Origin of the sequence: Polynucleobacter sp. MWH-Berg-3C6 (assembly GCF_018881855.1) — a bacterium.
Taxonomy (GTDB): domain Bacteria; phylum Pseudomonadota; class Gammaproteobacteria; order Burkholderiales; family Burkholderiaceae; genus Polynucleobacter.
Map to the genome: position 1 here is coordinate 211,980 of NZ_JACVPN010000001.1, position 17,314 is coordinate 229,293.

Annotated in this window: 17 protein-coding genes and 1 pseudogene; 12 read left to right on the forward strand and 6 right to left on the reverse strand. The window is 46.0% G+C overall.

What is annotated here, in order from left to right; genetic code table 11:
• Positions 1-14: 14 nt before the first annotated feature.
• On the reverse strand, positions 15-929 hold the full coding sequence (locus ICN13_RS01150; RefSeq protein WP_216138346.1) for a DUF6662 family protein: 915 nt from the start codon (positions 927-929) through the stop codon (positions 15-17).
• A gap of 153 nt (positions 930-1,082) precedes the next feature.
• Between ICN13_RS01150 and ICN13_RS01155 the strand changes: the two genes are divergently transcribed.
• Positions 1,083-1,316: a DUF3820 family protein gene (locus ICN13_RS01155; RefSeq protein ID WP_216138348.1), complete on the forward strand. Its 234-nt coding sequence runs from the start codon at positions 1,083-1,085 to the stop codon at positions 1,314-1,316.
• On the opposite strand, the gene ICN13_RS01160 is transcribed toward ICN13_RS01155, so the two are convergent.
• Positions 1,317-2,345 carry a DNA/RNA non-specific endonuclease gene (locus tag ICN13_RS01160; protein ID WP_216138357.1) on the reverse strand — a complete coding sequence of 343 codons (1,029 nt, stop codon included), beginning with the start codon at positions 2,343-2,345 and terminating at the stop codon, positions 1,317-1,319.
• Positions 2,346-2,852: 507 nt separating this feature from the next.
• Here ICN13_RS01160 and ICN13_RS01165 point away from each other — a divergent pair.
• Entirely contained in the window at positions 2,853-3,839 is a 987-nt protein-coding gene (locus tag ICN13_RS01165; protein WP_216138359.1) for a transglycosylase SLT domain-containing protein, read from the forward strand.
• A 79-nt stretch (positions 3,840-3,918) separates the two neighbouring features.
• On the opposite strand, the gene ICN13_RS01170 is transcribed toward ICN13_RS01165, so the two are convergent.
• A complete protein-coding gene (locus ICN13_RS01170) occupies positions 3,919-4,266 on the reverse strand; it encodes an FKBP-type peptidyl-prolyl cis-trans isomerase (protein WP_216138365.1) in 348 nt (115 codons plus the stop codon).
• An 87-nt stretch (positions 4,267-4,353) separates the two neighbouring features.
• On the opposite strand from ICN13_RS01170, the gene ICN13_RS01175 reads away from it, so the two are divergent.
• Positions 4,354-5,370 carry a DUF6352 family protein gene (locus ICN13_RS01175; RefSeq protein WP_216138366.1) on the forward strand — a complete coding sequence of 339 codons (1,017 nt, stop codon included), beginning with the start codon at positions 4,354-4,356 and terminating at the stop codon, positions 5,368-5,370.
• A gap of 4 nt (positions 5,371-5,374) precedes the next feature.
• Here the strand turns inward: ICN13_RS01175 and ICN13_RS01180 are convergent, their stop codons facing one another.
• Positions 5,375-6,568, reverse strand: coding sequence for an MFS transporter (locus ICN13_RS01180; RefSeq protein ID WP_216138368.1), 1,194 nt, complete (start codon positions 6,566-6,568; stop codon positions 5,375-5,377).
• Between the two features lie 236 nt (positions 6,569-6,804).
• Between ICN13_RS01180 and ICN13_RS01185 the strand changes: the two genes are divergently transcribed.
• The 5 genes from ICN13_RS01185 to ICN13_RS01205 all read left to right on the forward strand — a co-directional run bounded on the left by ICN13_RS01185 (position 6,805) and on the right by ICN13_RS01205 (position 12,435).
• Complete coding sequence (locus ICN13_RS01185) at positions 6,805-9,039, forward strand: NADP-dependent isocitrate dehydrogenase (RefSeq protein ID WP_216138370.1); 2,235 nt, start codon at positions 6,805-6,807, stop codon at positions 9,037-9,039.
• A gap of 141 nt (positions 9,040-9,180) precedes the next feature.
• A complete protein-coding gene (gene msrP / locus ICN13_RS01190; RefSeq protein ID WP_216138379.1) occupies positions 9,181-10,143 on the forward strand; it encodes a protein-methionine-sulfoxide reductase catalytic subunit MsrP in 963 nt (320 codons plus the stop codon).
• Between the two features lie 2 nt (positions 10,144-10,145).
• Positions 10,146-10,718 carry a lipocalin family protein gene (locus tag ICN13_RS01195; RefSeq protein WP_216138381.1) on the forward strand — a complete coding sequence of 191 codons (573 nt, stop codon included), beginning with the start codon at positions 10,146-10,148 and terminating at the stop codon, positions 10,716-10,718.
• Position 10,719: 1 nt separating this feature from the next.
• Positions 10,720-11,643, forward strand: a complete 924-nt coding sequence (locus ICN13_RS01200; protein ID WP_216138383.1) for an MBL fold metallo-hydrolase — start codon at positions 10,720-10,722, stop codon at positions 11,641-11,643.
• Between the two features lie 21 nt (positions 11,644-11,664).
• The gene (locus ICN13_RS01205; protein WP_216138385.1) at positions 11,665-12,435 is read left to right on the forward strand and encodes an SDR family NAD(P)-dependent oxidoreductase; all 771 of its coding nucleotides are present in this window, start codon (positions 11,665-11,667) and stop codon (positions 12,433-12,435) included.
• Positions 12,436-12,463: 28 nt separating this feature from the next.
• Here the strand turns inward: ICN13_RS01205 and ICN13_RS01210 are convergent.
• Positions 12,464-12,996: pseudogene (locus ICN13_RS01210) on the reverse strand (DUF2889 domain-containing protein).
• A 103-nt stretch (positions 12,997-13,099) separates the two neighbouring features.
• Here ICN13_RS01210 and ICN13_RS01215 point away from each other — a divergent pair.
• Together ICN13_RS01215 and ICN13_RS01220 are read left to right on the forward strand one after the other, a co-directional pair.
• Positions 13,100-13,825, forward strand: coding sequence for a pseudouridine synthase (locus tag ICN13_RS01215; protein ID WP_216138387.1), 726 nt, complete (start codon positions 13,100-13,102; stop codon positions 13,823-13,825).
• Positions 13,826-13,839: 14 nt separating this feature from the next.
• Positions 13,840-14,139 carry a 4a-hydroxytetrahydrobiopterin dehydratase gene (locus ICN13_RS01220; RefSeq protein WP_216138389.1) on the forward strand — a complete coding sequence of 100 codons (300 nt, stop codon included), beginning with the start codon at positions 13,840-13,842 and terminating at the stop codon, positions 14,137-14,139.
• A 15-nt stretch (positions 14,140-14,154) separates the two neighbouring features.
• Here ICN13_RS01220 and ICN13_RS01225 read toward each other — a convergent pair whose 3' ends face one another.
• A complete protein-coding gene (locus tag ICN13_RS01225) occupies positions 14,155-14,370 on the reverse strand; it encodes a hypothetical protein (RefSeq protein WP_087909072.1) in 216 nt (71 codons plus the stop codon).
• Between the two features lie 193 nt (positions 14,371-14,563).
• On the opposite strand from ICN13_RS01225, the gene ICN13_RS01230 reads away from it, so the two are divergent.
• Positions 14,564-15,061, forward strand: coding sequence for a (2Fe-2S)-binding protein (locus ICN13_RS01230; RefSeq protein ID WP_216138397.1), 498 nt, complete (start codon positions 14,564-14,566; stop codon positions 15,059-15,061).
• Positions 15,062-15,071: 10 nt separating this feature from the next.
• Entirely contained in the window at positions 15,072-17,303 is a 2,232-nt protein-coding gene (locus tag ICN13_RS01235; RefSeq protein WP_216138407.1) for a molybdopterin cofactor-binding domain-containing protein, read from the forward strand.
• The last annotated feature ends 11 nt before the right edge of the window (positions 17,304-17,314 follow it).

Consider the following 17,314-nt stretch of genomic DNA (forward strand, 5'->3'; position numbering starts at 1 on the left):
TGATATCTCTATCTTTAGTTCAGTGGAAAACCCACTTTGAGGATGAATTCATTTACGGTGTGGCTATCCCATACCCGGGCGTTAGAACATTCAGCTTCACCGCCGCCCATACAGTTACCGCCCGCCAGTTGATAGCGCCAGGCACCGGTTACCCACCAGTCTTTGGAGGCATAGTGCAAGTTAGGCCCTACAAAGGTGGCACGTTGTACCTGGTTACGCAGATTGAGTTCTGAGTAATCGTTATGAAAGCGCGCCTCTACACCTGCAGACCACTTAGGGGCGAAGCGATAACTAGCCCCCACTAAAAAATCAAGCATTGATTCGGGGACATTGCCATTCTCAATAAATTTCAAGCGTTCATTTGCCACAACAACGTTGCCAGCAAGGATTAAGCGATCATCCATAAAATTGGACTGCAATAAGAGTCGAGCTTCGAGCTCATCTTTATTTTTACCCCAGGTAGGTTCCAAATAGAATCCCACTCCAACAGGGGAGGTCACTGGATTGGTGAGTCGATAAATGGCTTCAAGGGAGACACCCTCAATGCCACCCTTCTTATATGCTGATGCAGGATTATGCGAGGAGGGTACTGCATAGCCGCCAGTGCAGCTTGGCGCATCGCCGCATGCTTCAGGATTGGTGTAGTTCTGATTTGCATTGGTGTAGTAGGAATTGATATAGCCCGCAATTTGTAAATCATTTGTTAAGCCGTACTCCAATTCTGATCGGGCAGTCCATGCCTCATAAGTTCCAGCTGCCTGTTGTTGATTGAGCTGTAGGCGTTGTTCAAACTCCAACTTCCCTTTGGGCTGAAGATCTAGCGTATAGATCCAGCCGAATACTCCTTCGCCGGCATTGGCAAAAGAGAAATGAAGGGCGCTTGCGATGATGAAACTAAAGGCAATCAGTCTTTTGATGGTTATTTTCATGGTCGTATCAGGTCAGTGGTGGATAAAGTCTAAATGAGAATGGTTCTCAATATACCACTAAATGAGAATGATTCTCAAATAAAAAATGACCCATTTCTGATAAATGGCGTTTCTTGTAAGACTTTTCCGTATTGCTTGTAAGATTTCCATTCAATGAATGCAGAAGACCTCGAGAAACTTGTCTTAATGAAAATGCCTTACGGTAAACATGCTGGGCGTGCTCTAGCAGACTTGCCAGGAAATTACTTAGCCTGGTTTGCAAGAGAGGGGTTTCCCAAGGGGGAGTTGGGGCAGTTGCTAGAGCTGATGCATACGCTCGATCACAATGGCTTGCGTGGACTGTTGGCACCCATACAGCGGGCGCATGGTTTAAAAACTAGACCGTAATTACTGTGAGCGAACGATTGCAGTAACTCGGTTTCGTTCGTAAGTCACCATTGCCGAATCTGGCGGGCTGCTGTGAAGCAGGCTAGGAGTAATAGATGTTTGCGCTCCAATTTGAGCGGCAATTTTTTTAGCCAGATCACTATTGCGGTCGTATTGAATTTCAATACTCGCTACACGACCTTCTTTAATACTCTTGATAAGTTGATCTACCTTGATGGATGAGTACTCATCAAAGAAGATCGGATACCAGCCGCCCACCATCGCCTTAGCTGGCCTGGGCTCTGTGGTAGTGACTATAGTTGCAGCTGCGCCTGTATTCATGAGTGGTAGCTGAAAATCAATCCCTGTTTTCTGAATCAAATCCTGATAGGAGATCGGTGGAGTCATGGCGGCCTCATTGGTATTCTCAATCCAATAAGCCCATGCCAAATTTTTGCTTGGGTCGTAAACCAGTTTGTATAGATGGCTTGGAATGGTGACACGACCACTGCCGATACTTCCGCTATTACCAGTTGAGCCGGTAAAGACATAAACATCGCCCGTTGCTCTTTTAACGTAAAGCCGGGTCGGCTCTTCCACATTCTTAGCCCAAATGCCCTGATTATTTTGTCTTGCTTGGGGCATCATGTTTGCCAATGAGAATGACTGAGCCATTGATCTTTCATTCGTCATATCTCCAGCCGGGGCATTATGGCCGCGGTCATAACCGCTCCCGCGGTAGTCGGAAAGGAGTGAGCGCTCGGCCAACGGCAATCTCGCTTCTTCATAAAATTGGTTGCTTCTTTTGGGGTGAGGAGCCAATAACTGATCTCTACTTAACTTCTCTACTGTGTAGATAGGCTTTTTGTCTGAGGGCGAGTAATAGATCGCAAAGCTATCAAAGCAGAGGTCACGCCCTGCTTGCTGGGTGCTCGGAATTTTCTGCCCCGGAAATAGATCCTTGCAATCTTCGAATAAGGCAAAGGCACTGAGTGGGTTTAGAAGACCAAGTAGTGCTGCCAGGACAAGAAACTGACGAAGGGATTTCATAGGATGTAAGTGTAGGGCGAGCCATCAACATCCTCGCCCAATTTTTACCAAAGCTAGCCATGCAGCTAATGAGAAATTGCCCCAATCAGAGAGCTCAGCATCTGTTTATCTGACTGTATTGAATCAGAAATGCTTTAGAAATAATGCCTTGCAACAATTTGGTATAGCTACTACCGGTAGAAACTAGGGCAGGCTGAAACACTAGATATATGGTTTTTGAGTCCATTTTTTTATCTCAAATCGCAAAAAAGTCCGAATTTAGCCATTTTTTTACAGTGTGAAATTAGTGCCCCCTAACTTTTATAAGTGATTGATTTAAATAGATTAAATATCACTACTGGAAAGCTTCTAAGGGAGATCCCGTATTTTGAGATCAAAAAGTTATTGAAATCATCTTTGTTATTCTTGACTTGATATAAGAACCTTTTTAGGATGACCCATGTTTTTTAGATATTGCGCTGCAACATAAATCAGTAGCTGGGGTTTATGGGTAACGCAAATAAATAGATGAGTAAATGTTTAACGAACAATTTGAGCGAGACGCAAGATCAGCAGCCAGCAATCCTGGCCGCTAAAGATCTGCTGACGCATGCCATGGCTCCGGTTTACCGTGTGATCAATGGCATCCTCGTTGTTAGCGTATTTATGGTGGTCGGTCTATGGCTTTCTGGTAACGGTACCAATGCCGGCGCTTTTGATTTGGCCCGCATCTTAGTTCCGGATGAAGCCCGCCATATTGTTTGGAGCAATGGCTTTGGCATGCTCGAGCAATACAAAACTGCAAACGATAGTTCTACCCAGATGGCAGATTCTGAAATCGCCGCGGTGATCTATAGTAAATCGAATTCCCACTTTGCTGGTTTCAACGGCGCCAAGCAGCAGACAGTTGCGTTGTTGATGCCTTCCGTTGCGCAGATGCAGGTGAAATCCATTTCTCATTTAGCCGATCGCATTCCGACATCCAAGATTGATCCACAAGCTTTGGATGGCAACTTGATGGGCTCTATTCAAAATCAACGTGCAGTTGCTGATTTCTTTGAGAAGAAATACAAGCTCGATCGCGCCAAGATTGAAGAGTATGTATCGAATACGATTTTGATTGCTAAAGAAGTCAATATTGATCCAGTTCTCTTATTGGCTGTGATTTCTATCGAGTCAAACTTCAATCCAAACACCAAGAGTCATGCTGGTGCTGAAGGTTTGATGCAGGTGATGACATCAGTACATAAAGATAAGTACGCTTTATATGGCGGCACTACAGAAGCCGTTAAGCCTGAAGTGAATATTCGTGTCGGTGCCTATATTCTGAAATACCTCATCGCCACCGCAGGCTCATTGCGTAATGGTTTGAAGTACTACGTTGGCGCTGCTAATGCTGAAGATGATGGCGGTTATGCTGATAAAGTCATGGCCGAAAGAAATCGCATCATCAGTCTATGCCAAACCCGTCCTGCAAATCGTTTGACTTCAAACGGCAAGGATGTGCGCTCTTAATTTGAGTAAAGTACCGGACAAATAAAAAGACCACCCTAGGGTGGTCTTTTGCATTCCATCAGAGCGAATCTAATAGAAATTAATTTACGCCATGCAATTCAACATCAAATACTAATGTTGCATTTGGTGGAATAACACCGCCTGCACCACGAGGGCCATAGCCCATATCCGAAGGAATAATCAGCGTGCGTTTACCACCGATCTTCATGCCAGCAACACCTTCATCCCAGCCCTTAATGACATGACCAGCCCCAAGGGGGAAGCTAAACAGTTGGCCGCGATCTAATGAGCTATCAAACTTCTGGCCCTTATGGTCTTCTGCATTTTCGTCATAGAGCCAGCCTGTGTAATGCACATCAACGTGATTACCAGCTACCGCTTCTTTGCCGTCGCCTACAACGGTATCGATTTTCTTGAGTTCACTCATCATGTTTTCCTATTTCACGCAAATTGATCGGCTAGTATATTCTGAGCCTTATTGATTTTGATGGTGAGCCTCATGTGGCTCTATGACATGACAAATTATTGGCCCAATTCCGCATACAATACCCTTTTAATTAGCCCAGACCGGCAGCTGTTGGTCACGGACGACTTTTTACGTACCTACCTGCTCCGGCCAGAACTCAGCTTGGTTCCAGAGTCCTGCGCCATTGAGCAAGCCCTGCATCAGCGTTTGATGCAGAACCCTCGTGCTGAGATTGCCGACTCTGAAATTGCCACTATGGCCGATGAGGATATTCAGGAGAACTATCGGGTTTGGATGCGTTACAGAGCCCGCTTGTTGGCAGCTAGCTCTTTAGAGAGTTTTTATATGAGCTTGTTTAGAGGTGAGGGTGTTGATGTTCCCCCCTTGTTTGTGACTCAACTGGCACAGATCTTTGTGCGACATATTTTGGGAGATGAAGTTCATCCTTTGGAGGCACGCATGGGCGAGCTGTTCTTTAGGGCCCAAAAGATTACAGTGCTTGAGGATTCCATTGTGATGGGTGCAGACGAGGAAACAGTCTCTCGTAATGCCCAAGCAGGCGATACCGGCAACATCATGGATTTATTAAAAGGTAAATCCATGACGATGCGGTCGGCAGACTTGGATGTCTTGCATGAAGAAAACGCTACCGAGTACTGGGCTCGAAATACTGATTTTGATTTTGCGGTACAGCTGAACTTCGGTCATGAGCCTATCAATCATTTTTGCCGTGCTCTGGAAAAGTGGATTGAGCATTTTCTGGGGGCAAAAGTACGCATTACTCCAATGCAACAAATTAGTGATCCCAAGTGGTCATGGCATGTGGGCTTAGATGCCGCGGCGACAGAGATACTCAATAAGCTTTACAACAAGGAAACAGTCGAGGCTGATGAGCTAGAGAAAGTCATCTGTTTATTCCGCCTAGACTTTGTGGATGAGGCCGCTGTGGCTAAGGCGCAGGCAGGTAAGCCAGTCTATATGGCAATCGCCATGAATGAGCAGCAGCAACTCAAGTTAAAACCTCAAAATCTCTTGTTTAACTTGCCGCTCGCAAAAGCTTCCTAAGTCTCTAAGCATTTTTTACTTTCCGATTTTGGCTAGCCAGCCAGAGGAGTGCCGCCGCAGTCACAAAGACAGGAATGAGTGAGCCTAGGTTGAGGATATTCCAGCCTTGCGAGGTAATGAGAGCGCCAGATCCAAACGAGGTGAATGCCATCGTCCCGAAGACAAAGAAGTTAATAGCAGCTTGAGCTTTGTCTCGTTCGTTGGGTTTGTAGGCAGTCATTGCTAAAGAGGTGGAGCCGGTAAACAAAAAGTTCCAACCAACCCCTAGCAAGAAAAGTGCGATGAAGAATTGATGAAGATCTGTACCGGTTAATGCAATCAGGATACAAATTAAATTGAGAGCCACTCCAACGCCCATAATTTTGAGGGCACCAAAACGCTGAATGAGCGAGCCTGTAAAAAATCCCGGTGCGAACATGCCAATCACGTGCCACTCCAGAACAAGGGCTGTATCTGAAAAAGGAAGCCCACAAATTTGCATTGCTAGCGGGGTTGCCGCCATCAGTAAATTCATGACGCCATAACCAAGAGCGGCGCCAATAATGGCAACCATAAATACGGGCTGTTGCAGAATGCTCTTGAGGGCACGCCCATCTGAAAGTGCATGCGAAGTTTTGAATTCTTCTGGAAAGTGAATGAACTGCATCACAAAGATGCCAATGAAGGCGGCAATAGATAGAGTGAGATAGGCTCCTAAAAAGGCGGTATCAAATACATCACGGGTCCACGATGCAAGGTTGGGTCCCACGACTGCCCCTAAAATGCCGCCTGCTAAAACCCAGGAGACTGCTTTATCGCGCTGGCTAGTTTCAGTGAGTTCGGCAGCGGCGAAACGATAGAGCTGTCCATTTGCGCTGTAGTAACCGGCAATGAAAGTGCCCGTTACCAAGAGCCAAAAATTCTGACTAATGGCTGCATAGGCGCATAAGAGGGCGGAGAGCATTGCTACTAATAGCCCCAGCTGAAAAGAAACCTTCCTGCCAAAGTAATTCTGGGATTTCGCCACAATGGAGGTGGAGAAGGCGGCGCCTACTACATAGCCCATTACCGGCAAAGTGGCCATCCAGGCAGCAGGCGCCAGACTGAAGCCAACCAAACCATTGATGGCGATAAAGGTGACGTTATTAGTCAGGAATAGGCCCTGGCAAATAATGAGAAGCACCAAATTTTTATTGAGTAAGGGGTGCTTGTTGGGCATGAGATGGAGTTTACGGCGAATTCAGACCTTTGGTTGCCTTGGTGGATTCCCTTAAATAGGGCCTTATTGGCAGGTTTTGGCTGTAAATCTGGCAATTTTGCCAACCCCGATGATTTAAAATAGAGAGCTCCCTTCGCTGGCAATGGGCGCGCTAAAAGCGGCCTGCAAAATGCGGATGTGAGGCTGGTTGGTTAAAAACCTAACCCTGTAAATTTTTCAAAATTGAGGAAACGTTAATGGCTTCAGAGAAATCAAAGATTTATTACACGCTGACAGATGAAGCGCCACTTTTGGCGACTTGTGCATTTCTGCCAATCATTCGTACCTTTACGGCACCTGTGGGCGTTGAGATTGTGAAGAGCGACATTTCTGTTGCTGCCCGTATCTTGGCTGAGTTTTCTGATTGCTTAACGGCTGAACAAAAAGTGGCTGATAACCTGGCTGAGCTCGGCAAAATGACTTTGATGCCAGATACCAACATTATTAAGTTGCCGAACATTAGTGCCTCAGTGCCCCAGTTACTTGCGGCGATTAAAGAATTGCAAGGCAAGGGCTACAAAATCCCTAATTTCCCAGATGATCCTAAGAATGATGAAGAAAAAGCCATTCGTGCTCGTTACTCTAAATGCTTAGGTAGTGCAGTAAATCCAGTCTTGCGTGAAGGTAACTCCGATCGTCGCGCACCAAACGCTGTGAAACAGTTTGCGCGTAAACATCCGCACTCAATGGGTGAGTGGAGTCAAGCATCCCGTACTCACGTATCTCATATGCACGGCGGTGATTTCTACGCTGGTGAAAAGTCAATGACGATGACCAAAGCCTGTGATGTGAGGATGGACCTCGTTACTAAGAGTGGCAAGACTATTGTGCTCAAGCCAAAAGTCTCTTTACTGGCTGGCGAGATTATCGATAGCATGTATATGAGCAAGAAGGCATTGTGCGAGTTCTATGAAAAAGAAATCGAAGATGCTTATAAGACAGGCATAATGTTGTCCTTGCACGTCAAGGCAACCATGATGAAGATCTCCCATCCAATCGTGTTTGGTCATGCTGTGAAGATTTTCTACAAAGACGCTTTTGCGAAACACGGCAAGCTTTTTGAAGAATTGGGTGTCAATGTCAATAATGGTATGAGTAGTCTTTACGACAAGATTAAGACTCTGCCAGAGTCAAAGCGTGAAGAAATCATTCAAGATGTACATGCATGTCATGAGCACCGCCCAGCATTAGCAATGGTGGACTCTGCTAAAGGCATTACCAACCTCCATTCTCCAAGTGATGTGATCGTTGACGCTTCTATGCCAGCAATGATTCGTGCTGGTGGCAAGATGTGGGGGGCGGATGGACGCTTGCACGATACCAAGGCAGTGATTCCAGAGAGTACCTTTGCGCGTATCTATCAAGAAATCATTAATTTCTGTAAGACCCATGGTAACTTTGATCCAACAACGATGGGCACTGTGCCTAACGTCGGCTTGATGGCCCAGCAGGCCGAAGAGTACGGTTCACACGATAAGACTTTTGAAATCCTGGAGGCTGGCGTAGCTCGTATCGTTGCTGATGACGGTACTGTATTGCTCGAACAGCATGTAGAAGAGGGTGATATTTGGCGTATGTGCCAAGTCAAAGATGCACCGATTCGTGATTGGGTGAAGTTGGCCGTTAATCGTGCGCGCCTCTCTAATACTCCAGCAGTATTTTGGTTAGATGAGTACCGTCCACACGAAGCTGAGCTCATTAAGAAGGTCAATACCTACCTCAAAGACTACGATCTTAAAGGTGTGGATATTCAGATCATGTCCCAGACTCGCGCAATGCGTTACACGCTTGAGCGCGTGATTCGTGGCAAAGACACGATCTCTGTCACTGGCAACATCTTGCGTGACTATCTCACCGACTTGTTCCCAATCATGGAGCTAGGCACTAGTGCCAAGATGTTGTCTATCGTGCCTTTAATGGCAGGTGGCGGTCTCTTTGAAACTGGGGCTGGTGGTTCTGCTCCTAAGCACGTTCAACAGTTGGTTGAAGAAAATCACTTGCGCTGGGATTCACTGGGTGAGTTTTTGGCTTTAGCGGTATCTCTAGAAGATATTAGTGATAAGACAGGCAATCCTAAAGTGAAGATTCTGGCTCGCACCTTGGATGAGGCCACTGGTAAATTGTTGGATAACAACAAGTCACCTTCTCCGCGTACCGGTGAATTAGATAATCGTGGCAGCCAGTTCTACTTGGCGATGTATTGGGCAGAAGCATTGGCAGCTCAGACTGAAGACAAAGAATTGCAAGCTTACTTCGCACCTTTAGCTAAATCTTTACAGGCAAACGAGCAGAAAATTGTGAGTGAGTTCCAGGCAGTTCAAGGTAAGCCAGCGGATATCGGTGGATACTTTGCAATTGACTCAGAAAAGTGCAAGGCAGTAATGCGCCCTAGCGCTACTTTTAATGCAGCTTTGAAGGCGGTTAGAGCTTAATGGGTCAGTGAGACTTATTCAGTGACACAGTGAAAAGGCGAACTTTCGGGTTTGCCTTTTGCTTTTGGGCGCAATAAAACTGGCAAGCAATAAATTGTTATCAGTAGCAAAATAAGCTAATTACATTAACGGGGATATCCCATGCGCTTTATTGACAAGACTATTCTTCCGAGCGACATCACTCCGCAAGCTATTTTTGAGAACCGTCGCAATCTCATTAAGGCTGCGGCAGCAGGCAGCTTCGGGATGGCGCTAGCCCCTTGGTTTTCAAGAGAGGCCCTGGCTGCCAATTCAGAAAAGCTAAGTGCGGCCCTCAATCAGGCTTATGCACCCAAAGATGAGTTAACTCCCTATAAATATGTAACGGGCTATAACAACTTCTATGAGTTTGGCACCGATAAAGCTGATCCAGCTGAGTATGCGCATACCTTGCAAACTCGCCCATGGACTATTTCGATTGAGGGCTTAGTTAAAAAACCCGTCACGCTAGATATTGATGCGTTATTAAAACTGGCACCAATAGAAGAACGTATCTATCGCATGCGCTGCGTTGAGGGTTGGTCAATGGTGATCCCTTGGGATGGCTACTCATTATCAAAACTCATTAATAAAGTAGAGCCTCTAGGTTCTGCAAAGTATGTGGAATTTATTTCTCTGGCTGACCGCAAGCAAATGCCAGGACTTAAGAGCAATATTATTGATTGGCCCTATCGTGAAGGCTTACGTATGGATGAGGCCATGAATCCTTTAACACTGCTGACCCTTGGCCTGTATGGTGAAGTACTGCCAAAGCAGAACGGTGCACCAGTACGCATCGTAGTTCCATGGAAATATGGTTTTAAGAGCGCTAAATCCATTGTAAAAATTCGGTTTACAGAAGAAATGCCGAAAACAAGTTGGAGCCAGTTTGATGCGCGCGAATATGGTTTCTATTCCAATGTGAATCCTCAGGTAGATCATCCACGTTGGAGTCAGGCAACTGAGCGACGGATAGGTGATGCCAAGGGTATGTTTGCACCGAAGATTAAAACTCAGATGTTTAATGGCTATAGCGAGCAAGTTGCCAGCATGTACGCTGGCATGGATCTGAAGAAGTACTATTAGCCATGATAAAAATACAAGGTGCTTTATTCAGCCTCCTCCTCTTGATTTGTTTGCCTGCTTATAGTCAAAGCAATAGTCAAGCAAACGATGATTCAGTAAAGACTATTCCAGCTTTGGACGTACCAAAGTACTTGGGTGCTTGGTATGAGATTGCCAAGTTTCCAAACTGGTTTCAGAGGAAATGCGTTAGTAATACCAAAGCAGTTTATTCAGTAAGACCTGATGGAAATTTAAAGGTCCTCAATAGCTGCAAAGCTGCTGATGGTGAACTCTTGGATGCTGAAGGTACAGCACGGCAAATTGGTGCCAAAGACTCCCCCAAGCTCGAAGTGCGATTTGCCCCAGCATGGCTTTCTTTTTTGCCTATGGTGTGGGGTGATTACTGGGTCATTGATTTGGATCCGCAGTATCAGGTCGCTGCAGTAAGTGATCCAAGACGTGAATACCTATGGATTCTTTCTAGAACACCGCAGTTAGATAAAAAAGCCTATGACGATCTTTTGCAAAGACTACAAAGTCAGCAGTTTGATGTTCGTAAGTTAGAGCTTACCCCGCAAGCAAGCTTTAAAAATTAAAGTGTCCACCCGTTTATTACCTCCAGGGATTGAAGTCTTTGAAAGAGGCTGGCTTTCTGCCAATAATATTTTTCACTTTGGTGATAAAGATGTTTCGCTTGTAGACACAGGCTATTGCGCACATCAAAGTCTCACGATTGATTTAGTACGCAATGCGCTCAATCAGAATTCATTGTCGCGATTGAATAAGGTCGTTAATACGCACCTCCACTCAGATCACTGCGGCGGTAATAGTGCTCTTAGCAAAGCATTTGATTGTGAAATACTGATTCCAGTTGCGGAAGAAAAGGCAGTGAGCAATTGGAATGAAGATTTATTAAGTTATCAAAATCTAGGGCAAGAGTGTCCACGTTTTACTCATGATGGATTACTTATTCCTGGCCAGGAAATATTACTGGGCCGCTACGTTTGGCAGGTTTTGGCGGCTCCAGGGCACGATCACCATTCGGTCATGCTCTATCAGCCAGATCATCGCATTCTGATTTCTGCCGATGCGCTATGGGAAGAGGGCTTTGGCGTCATTTTCCCCGAGCTCTGGGGTGAGCCTGGCTTTGAAGAAGTTGCGCAGACCTTAGACCTGATTGAGGCGTTACCGGTGAATCTGGTGATTCCGGGGCATGGCAAACCCTTTTTAGATACTGCCAAATCCATCGCCACGGCGCGATCAAGATTGGATTATTTGGCCTCTAACCCCGATCGAAATGCCCGTCACGGCGCAAAAGTCTTGCTGAAATACAAGTTGATAGAGTGGCGTACAAAGGGCCTTGACGAAGTGAATCATTGGATTGCGAGCACGCCAGCATTAAAGAGTGCTGCCAAGCAATTGAATATGGATTTAGAGGATTTCATCAAATGGCTGCCCCAGGCTTTGGTAAAGTCGGGAGCTGCTAAGCTTGAAGATCAGAAATTAATAGACCTAGCTTAAATCATTGGAGTTAATAGAGATATGGAACATACCGTTTTAGTAACAGGCGCAACCGCTGGATTTGGTGAAGCAACTGCAAGACGTTTTTTGGCACATGGTCATAAGGTCATCGCTGCTGGCAGAAGAGGCGAGCGCTTAGAGGCACTCAAAGCATCACTGCCGATAGAGCAGCAAAAGAAGCTTCATATCTTGGTATTGGATGTATGTGATAGCGCTCAGGTTGATTCTTTAGCATCATCTTTACCTTTGGAGTTTTCAAAGGTAACTATTCTCGTCAATAACGCTGGGCTTGCATTGGGCTTGGAGCCGGCGTATCAAACTAGTATTGCTGATTGGGATCAAATGATCGATACCAATATTAAAGGCCTTGTTCATATGACTCGCGCCTTTTTACCCGGCATGGTTGAGCGTAAATGTGGTCACGTGATTAATGTTGGCTCTGTCGCAGGACTCTACCCTTATCCTGGTAGCAACGTGTATGGGGCTTCTAAAGCATTCGTAAAGCAATTTAGCTTGAACTTGCGGGCTGACTTGATAGGTACTCGTTTACGCGTCACCTGTGTAGAGCCTGGTTTGAGTTCGGGAACCGAGTACTCTAATGTTCGCTTTAAGGGTGATGATGCAAAGGCTGAAAAAGTGTATGAGGGCGTTGCAGCTCTCAGTTCTGATGATGTGGCTGAGGCAATTTTCTGGTCAGCAACTTTACCTGCGCATATGAATATCAACGCTGTTGAAATTATGCCTATTCAGCAATCATTTGCTGGAACTACAATCCATCGCGGAGAGTTATGAATAATGGAGGCGGCTTAATGCTGCCTCTTTATTTTTTCCACTGATAAAACTGAGGATAAACGCGCATGACTACTGGGCCATCAAAATCCCAAGACTTGCAGTTCCCTAAATATAAAGGCGGTTTATTTTCATCAGGGTCAAAGAGTGCGCCAGGAATAGATTGATAAGCCGCAGTGGCAATGTTATTGAGGAGTTCGCGCAAGTGAGTGCAACCTTTAATTCCGCCAAGGTGAGTCTCGATTGTTTTGCGCCAACCCTTGCCAATACGTGCGCCAATTAATGCATCCATTGGTGGAATGACGAGTGGACATTCGGGGTGAGGGTGGCTATCCATTGCGACTTCAATATCTTTATGGTGAGCTCATCATCTACCGTGACTCTCACCCACATATCGTGGATCGCCTCTCCAGAGGCCCAAGTTCTTGAGCCTGTAACAAAGGGGTGTGACTTGGTATCCTTCAGGTGCCCTTCAATATCCCACAGACCATCTTCTCTTGAGTAGCCATTAAAAGTGACTTCGCGTTTGTGTAGCGGCTTACGTGGTTTTGGTTCAGAAAGCATGGCAGATGTTGGTGGTTATTGAGAATACTCAATCATAATGAATTGAGATCGCAGGAGACCGGATGCCCAAAACATGAGCTCTCTATAGTATTCTCTGCAACATATGGCAAAACCTATTTCCCTCGAGAAAATTCTCTTTAGCCAAGGCTTTGGAACACGTCGCTACTGCAGCGATCTGGTCTATGCCGAGTTAGTGAAGGTAAATGGTGTTCTAGCCGAAGATCCCGAGGAGCGTATTGCCACGGAGGGACTAGTTTTAAATGTCCACGGGCAAGATTGGGAGTATCACGAAAAGGCCTATATTGCTTTTCATAAGCCAGCCAATTACGAGTGTTCTCATAAAACAACCCATCATCCCAGTGTGTATAGTTTGTTGCCAGCGCCGTTTGTGGAGCGCGGTCTGCAATGCGTAGGGCGCTTAGACTTTGATACTACTGGCCTCTTATTGATTTCAGATGACGGTCAGTTTATTCATAAAATGACAACACCCAAAAAGAATATCGGCAAAGTATATGAAATCACTACCCCCGATCCAATTACCTCAGGACAAATAGAGCACCTCTTAAATGGTGTTGTATTGGATGATGATCCAAAGCCTTGTTTTGCTACAGCATGTCAGCAGCTTTCAGACAATGTACTTGCGATGACAATTGTTGAAGGGCGCTATCACCAAGTTAAGCGCATGATGGCTGCAGTTGGTAATCATGTTGCTAAACTCCATCGCGTAGAAATCGGGGCATATGTGATGCCTACAGATCTCGTGGAGGGCCAATGGCGCTGGCTTTATCCAGGTGACTTAAAGCAACTCTCACAAAGCGTAAGCTCTTAAATCCAGCACATCCTATGAGACCATCATTAATAGCAAGTGATTTTGATTTTCAGAAAAATCTCCCTCTGTGGATGCTCAATGAAGTTAAAACCACCATCTATCGAGAGTTTGTCTTTGCAGATTTTCAGCAGGCCTTTAGATTTATGAGCTTATGTGCTCAATATGCTGAGGAGCTTGATCATCATCCCGATTGGTCAAACTCTTGGAATAAAGTGGTAGTACATTTAACTACACACTCAAGCAAGGGTTTGACGGACTTGGATATTCAGATGGCTAAAGCGATGGACGCATTTGCATTAGAAGTTATCGGCTAAGGCAGCACTTACAAATTAATGCTCGTCACCTTCGTGATCTTCTTCATTGATGCTCATTAAGATCGTTGCGAGTAGGCCGTAAACCACTTCAGTTGAAATCATGCCATCTTCATCGAGCTCGTCAATTAAGTCATTCAGACAATCTTCTGTAGGCTCGTTTAGCAAGGTCATTGCGCATTCGCAGCCATAGTCAAAATCTTCATCATTTTGGTTTTGGTCGTTGTCAGTCATATTTATCCTTAAATGAGCCTTCAGGATAGCAAATTACCGTGATATTCGGTGGTTTTTGACCGATCCCAAACGGACCCCTCAGTTTTGCTTGGGCCCTAGGCTGGCTCGATTTTTCATTTGGTGAAATCCTTGTGCTATTGCAGCAAGTAAATAATCATTTATAGTGATTTCATAATAAAAAACGGGAGGCAGCATGCAGCTTAATGTGAATGGTCAAATTCATAATATTGACGTCGAATCCAATATGCCTTTGTTATGGGCAATACGTGAAGTAGTTGGCCTGACGGGTACTAAATATGGCTGCGGTGTTGCGCAGTGCGGCGCTTGTACGGTCTACCTGAATGGGCAACCCGTTCGCTCTTGCTCAATACCGGTTTCTTCAGTTGGCTCTGCCAAGATCACCACGATTGAGACGCTCTCAAAAGACAATTCTCATCCAGTGCAAAAAGCCTGGATTGCATTAGACGTTCCCCAGTGCGGCTATTGCCAATCTGGTCAGGTAATGGCTGCAGCTGCTCTATTAAAGCGAATTCCAAAACCGACTGATGCTGATATTGATAGTGCCATGGCCAACGTATGTCGTTGCGGTACCTATCAAAAGATTCGCGATGGTATTCATGTTGCTTCTGGCCAGAAGAAATTGGCAGATGTCCTGGCGCAGTACGATGCTTCTCTTGCAACACGCGGTTAAGGAGAGCGAGATGACATCTAATAATCAAAACGTCTCACTAGAGAATGTTTCTCGTCGCGACTTTATTATCAAAGGCACCTTAGTTGGCGGTGGTTTGATGCTTGGGGTCGGCGCTATACCTGAACTTGCTTTTGCACAAGCAGGCAGTCAATATGATCCAAACTCCCCAACCAAGTACGGCGAAGCTGAGGTAAATGCCTGGGTCAGCATTCTGCCTGATGAAACTGTGATGATCAGAATTGCCCGCTCAGAAATGGGGCAGGGTACGCGCACTGGTTTGGCTCAACTTGTCACCGAAGAGTTAGAGTGCAATTGGCGAAAAGTAAAAACCCAATCAGCTACACCGGGCCAAAGTCTAGCTCGTAAAAGAGTATGGGGTGAGCATGGCACTGGCGGTAGCCGTGGCATCCGAATTTCAGAAGACTATGTCCGTCGTGGCGCCGCTGCGGCTCGCATCATGCTGCTAGAGGCGGCAGCCAAGCAATGGAACGTTGCTGTCGGTGAACTCAAAGTTGATAAAGGTGTGATTACCCACATCCCCTCGGGCCGCAAAACCACTTATGGCAAGGTAGCTGAATTAGCCTCCACCTTGACTCCTCCTGATCCTAAATCGATTACCTTGCGAGATCCTAGAGAGTGGAAGGTGGCTGGACAGCCTTATGCTCGTATTGATACGGCGGCTAAGGTAAATGGCACTAAAGTCTATGGAGTTGACTTGCAACTTCCTGGCATGCTTTGTGCATCCATTAAAGCCTGCCCTGTATTTGGTGGCAAGTTAGTCAGTTATGACGAAGCGAAGATCGCAAGCATGCGCGGTGTTAAAGGCGTAGTCAAAATTAATGACAGTACTGTTGCTGTCGTTGCAGATACCTGGTGGCATGCTAATACAGCCTTAAATGCCTTACCAATTGTTTGGGATGAGGGTGCAGGTGCGAGCACATCGCAAGCAGGTATTGAAAAAATGTTGCGCGCTGGTCTTGAAGAGCAAGGTGATTTTTGGCAGCGTAAAGTTGGTGATGCTCCGGAAGCCATTAAGACTTCTGCGAAAAAAGTGGAGGCTATCTACTACACACCATTTAGAGCTCACGTCACTATGGAGCCGATGAATGCAACCGTCAAAATTGTTGGGGATCGCGCGATAGCATGGGTTCCAACCCAAAATGGCGAAGGGTCTCTTGCAGCTTTATCGGAAGCAACTGGTATTCCGCTGAGTAATTGCGAGGTCTTTAAATTGGATTCTGGCTGTGGCTTGGGTCGCCGCGGGTCTACTCAAGATTTCACAACCTATGCAGCCAAAATTGCTCAAAAATTCCCAGGCGTTCCTATCAAGGCAATCTGGAGTCGCGAAGAAGATATGACGCATGACTTTTATCATCCCATTGCGATGGCAAAGATGTCTGCTGGTATCGATGCTGGCGGTAATGTAACTGGGATGCATATCAAAGTATCCGGTCAGTCTATTAACGCTACCCTTGCACCAACTGCTATTAAAAATGGTAAAGATGAGCGTCAGCTGCAAGGGTTTTATGAGAAAGGGCCAGACGCGCAGTTGGGATACACCTTCCCAACACTCCTGACAGAATATGTCATGAAAAATACGCATGTGCCTGTAGGTCCATGGCGTGGAGTGAATACCAATCAGAATGGTTTGTTCATGGAGTGCTTCATGGATGAATGTGCCAAGGCAGCAGGCAAGGATCCTGTGCAATTTCGTCAAGCCTTAATGCAAAGCCATCCTAAGCATCTTGGCGTTTTGAATGCAGCTGCTAAGAAGGCTGAATGGGATAAACCTTTGCCGGCTGGAACTTATCGTGGCGTTGCGCAGTTCATGGGCTACGCCAGTTATTCTGCTTGCGTTGCTGAGGTCTCAGTCAAGAACAATGTTGTCAATATTAACCGCTTGGTCTTTGCATTAAATTGTGGTCATGTGGTTAATCCTTATTTGACCCGTGAGCAGATAGAAGGTTCTGTTGCGATGGCCTTGGGGGCAATTTTTAATCCCGAGATCACGGTTGAGAATGGCCGAATTAAGCAGCAAAATCTGGATACCTATCCATTGCTCAAGTTATCTTCAACCCCCAGAATCGAAAGTGTTCTCATCCCTAGTTATGACTTTTGGGGCGGCGTAGGCGAGCCAACGATCTGTGTGGTTGGGCCTGCAGTTGCCAATGCCATTTCTGCAGCCATTGGTAGGCCAGTGAGAAGCTTCCCATTGAGCAAAGAGGGTCTGAGCTTGGCATAGTTCAGTAAAGC

Coding starts and splice junctions, on each gene's coding strand:
- ICN13_RS01150 (WP_216138346.1), bottom strand. CDS start 929: ATGAAAATAACCATCAAAAGACTGATTGCCTTTAGTTTCATCATCGCA.
- ICN13_RS01155 (WP_216138348.1), top strand. CDS start 1,083: ATGAATGCAGAAGACCTCGAGAAACTTGTCTTAATGAAAATGCCTTAC.
- ICN13_RS01160 (WP_216138357.1), bottom strand. CDS start 2,345: ATGAAATCCCTTCGTCAGTTTCTTGTCCTGGCAGCACTACTTGGTCTT.
- ICN13_RS01165 (WP_216138359.1), top strand. CDS start 2,853: ATGAGTAAATGTTTAACGAACAATTTGAGCGAGACGCAAGATCAGCAG.
- ICN13_RS01170 (WP_216138365.1), bottom strand. CDS start 4,266: ATGAGTGAACTCAAGAAAATCGATACCGTTGTAGGCGACGGCAAAGAA.
- ICN13_RS01175 (WP_216138366.1), top strand. CDS start 4,354: ATGACAAATTATTGGCCCAATTCCGCATACAATACCCTTTTAATTAGC.
- ICN13_RS01180 (WP_216138368.1), bottom strand. CDS start 6,568: ATGCCCAACAAGCACCCCTTACTCAATAAAAATTTGGTGCTTCTCATT.
- ICN13_RS01185 (WP_216138370.1), top strand. CDS start 6,805: ATGGCTTCAGAGAAATCAAAGATTTATTACACGCTGACAGATGAAGCG.
- msrP (WP_216138379.1), top strand. CDS start 9,181: ATGCGCTTTATTGACAAGACTATTCTTCCGAGCGACATCACTCCGCAA.
- ICN13_RS01195 (WP_216138381.1), top strand. CDS start 10,146: ATGATAAAAATACAAGGTGCTTTATTCAGCCTCCTCCTCTTGATTTGT.
- ICN13_RS01205 (WP_216138385.1), top strand. CDS start 11,665: ATGGAACATACCGTTTTAGTAACAGGCGCAACCGCTGGATTTGGTGAA.
- ICN13_RS01215 (WP_216138387.1), top strand. CDS start 13,100: ATGGCAAAACCTATTTCCCTCGAGAAAATTCTCTTTAGCCAAGGCTTT.
- ICN13_RS01220 (WP_216138389.1), top strand. CDS start 13,840: ATGAGACCATCATTAATAGCAAGTGATTTTGATTTTCAGAAAAATCTC.
- ICN13_RS01225 (WP_087909072.1), bottom strand. CDS start 14,370: ATGACTGACAACGACCAAAACCAAAATGATGAAGATTTTGACTATGGC.
- ICN13_RS01230 (WP_216138397.1), top strand. CDS start 14,564: ATGCAGCTTAATGTGAATGGTCAAATTCATAATATTGACGTCGAATCC.
- ICN13_RS01235 (WP_216138407.1), top strand. CDS start 15,072: ATGACATCTAATAATCAAAACGTCTCACTAGAGAATGTTTCTCGTCGC.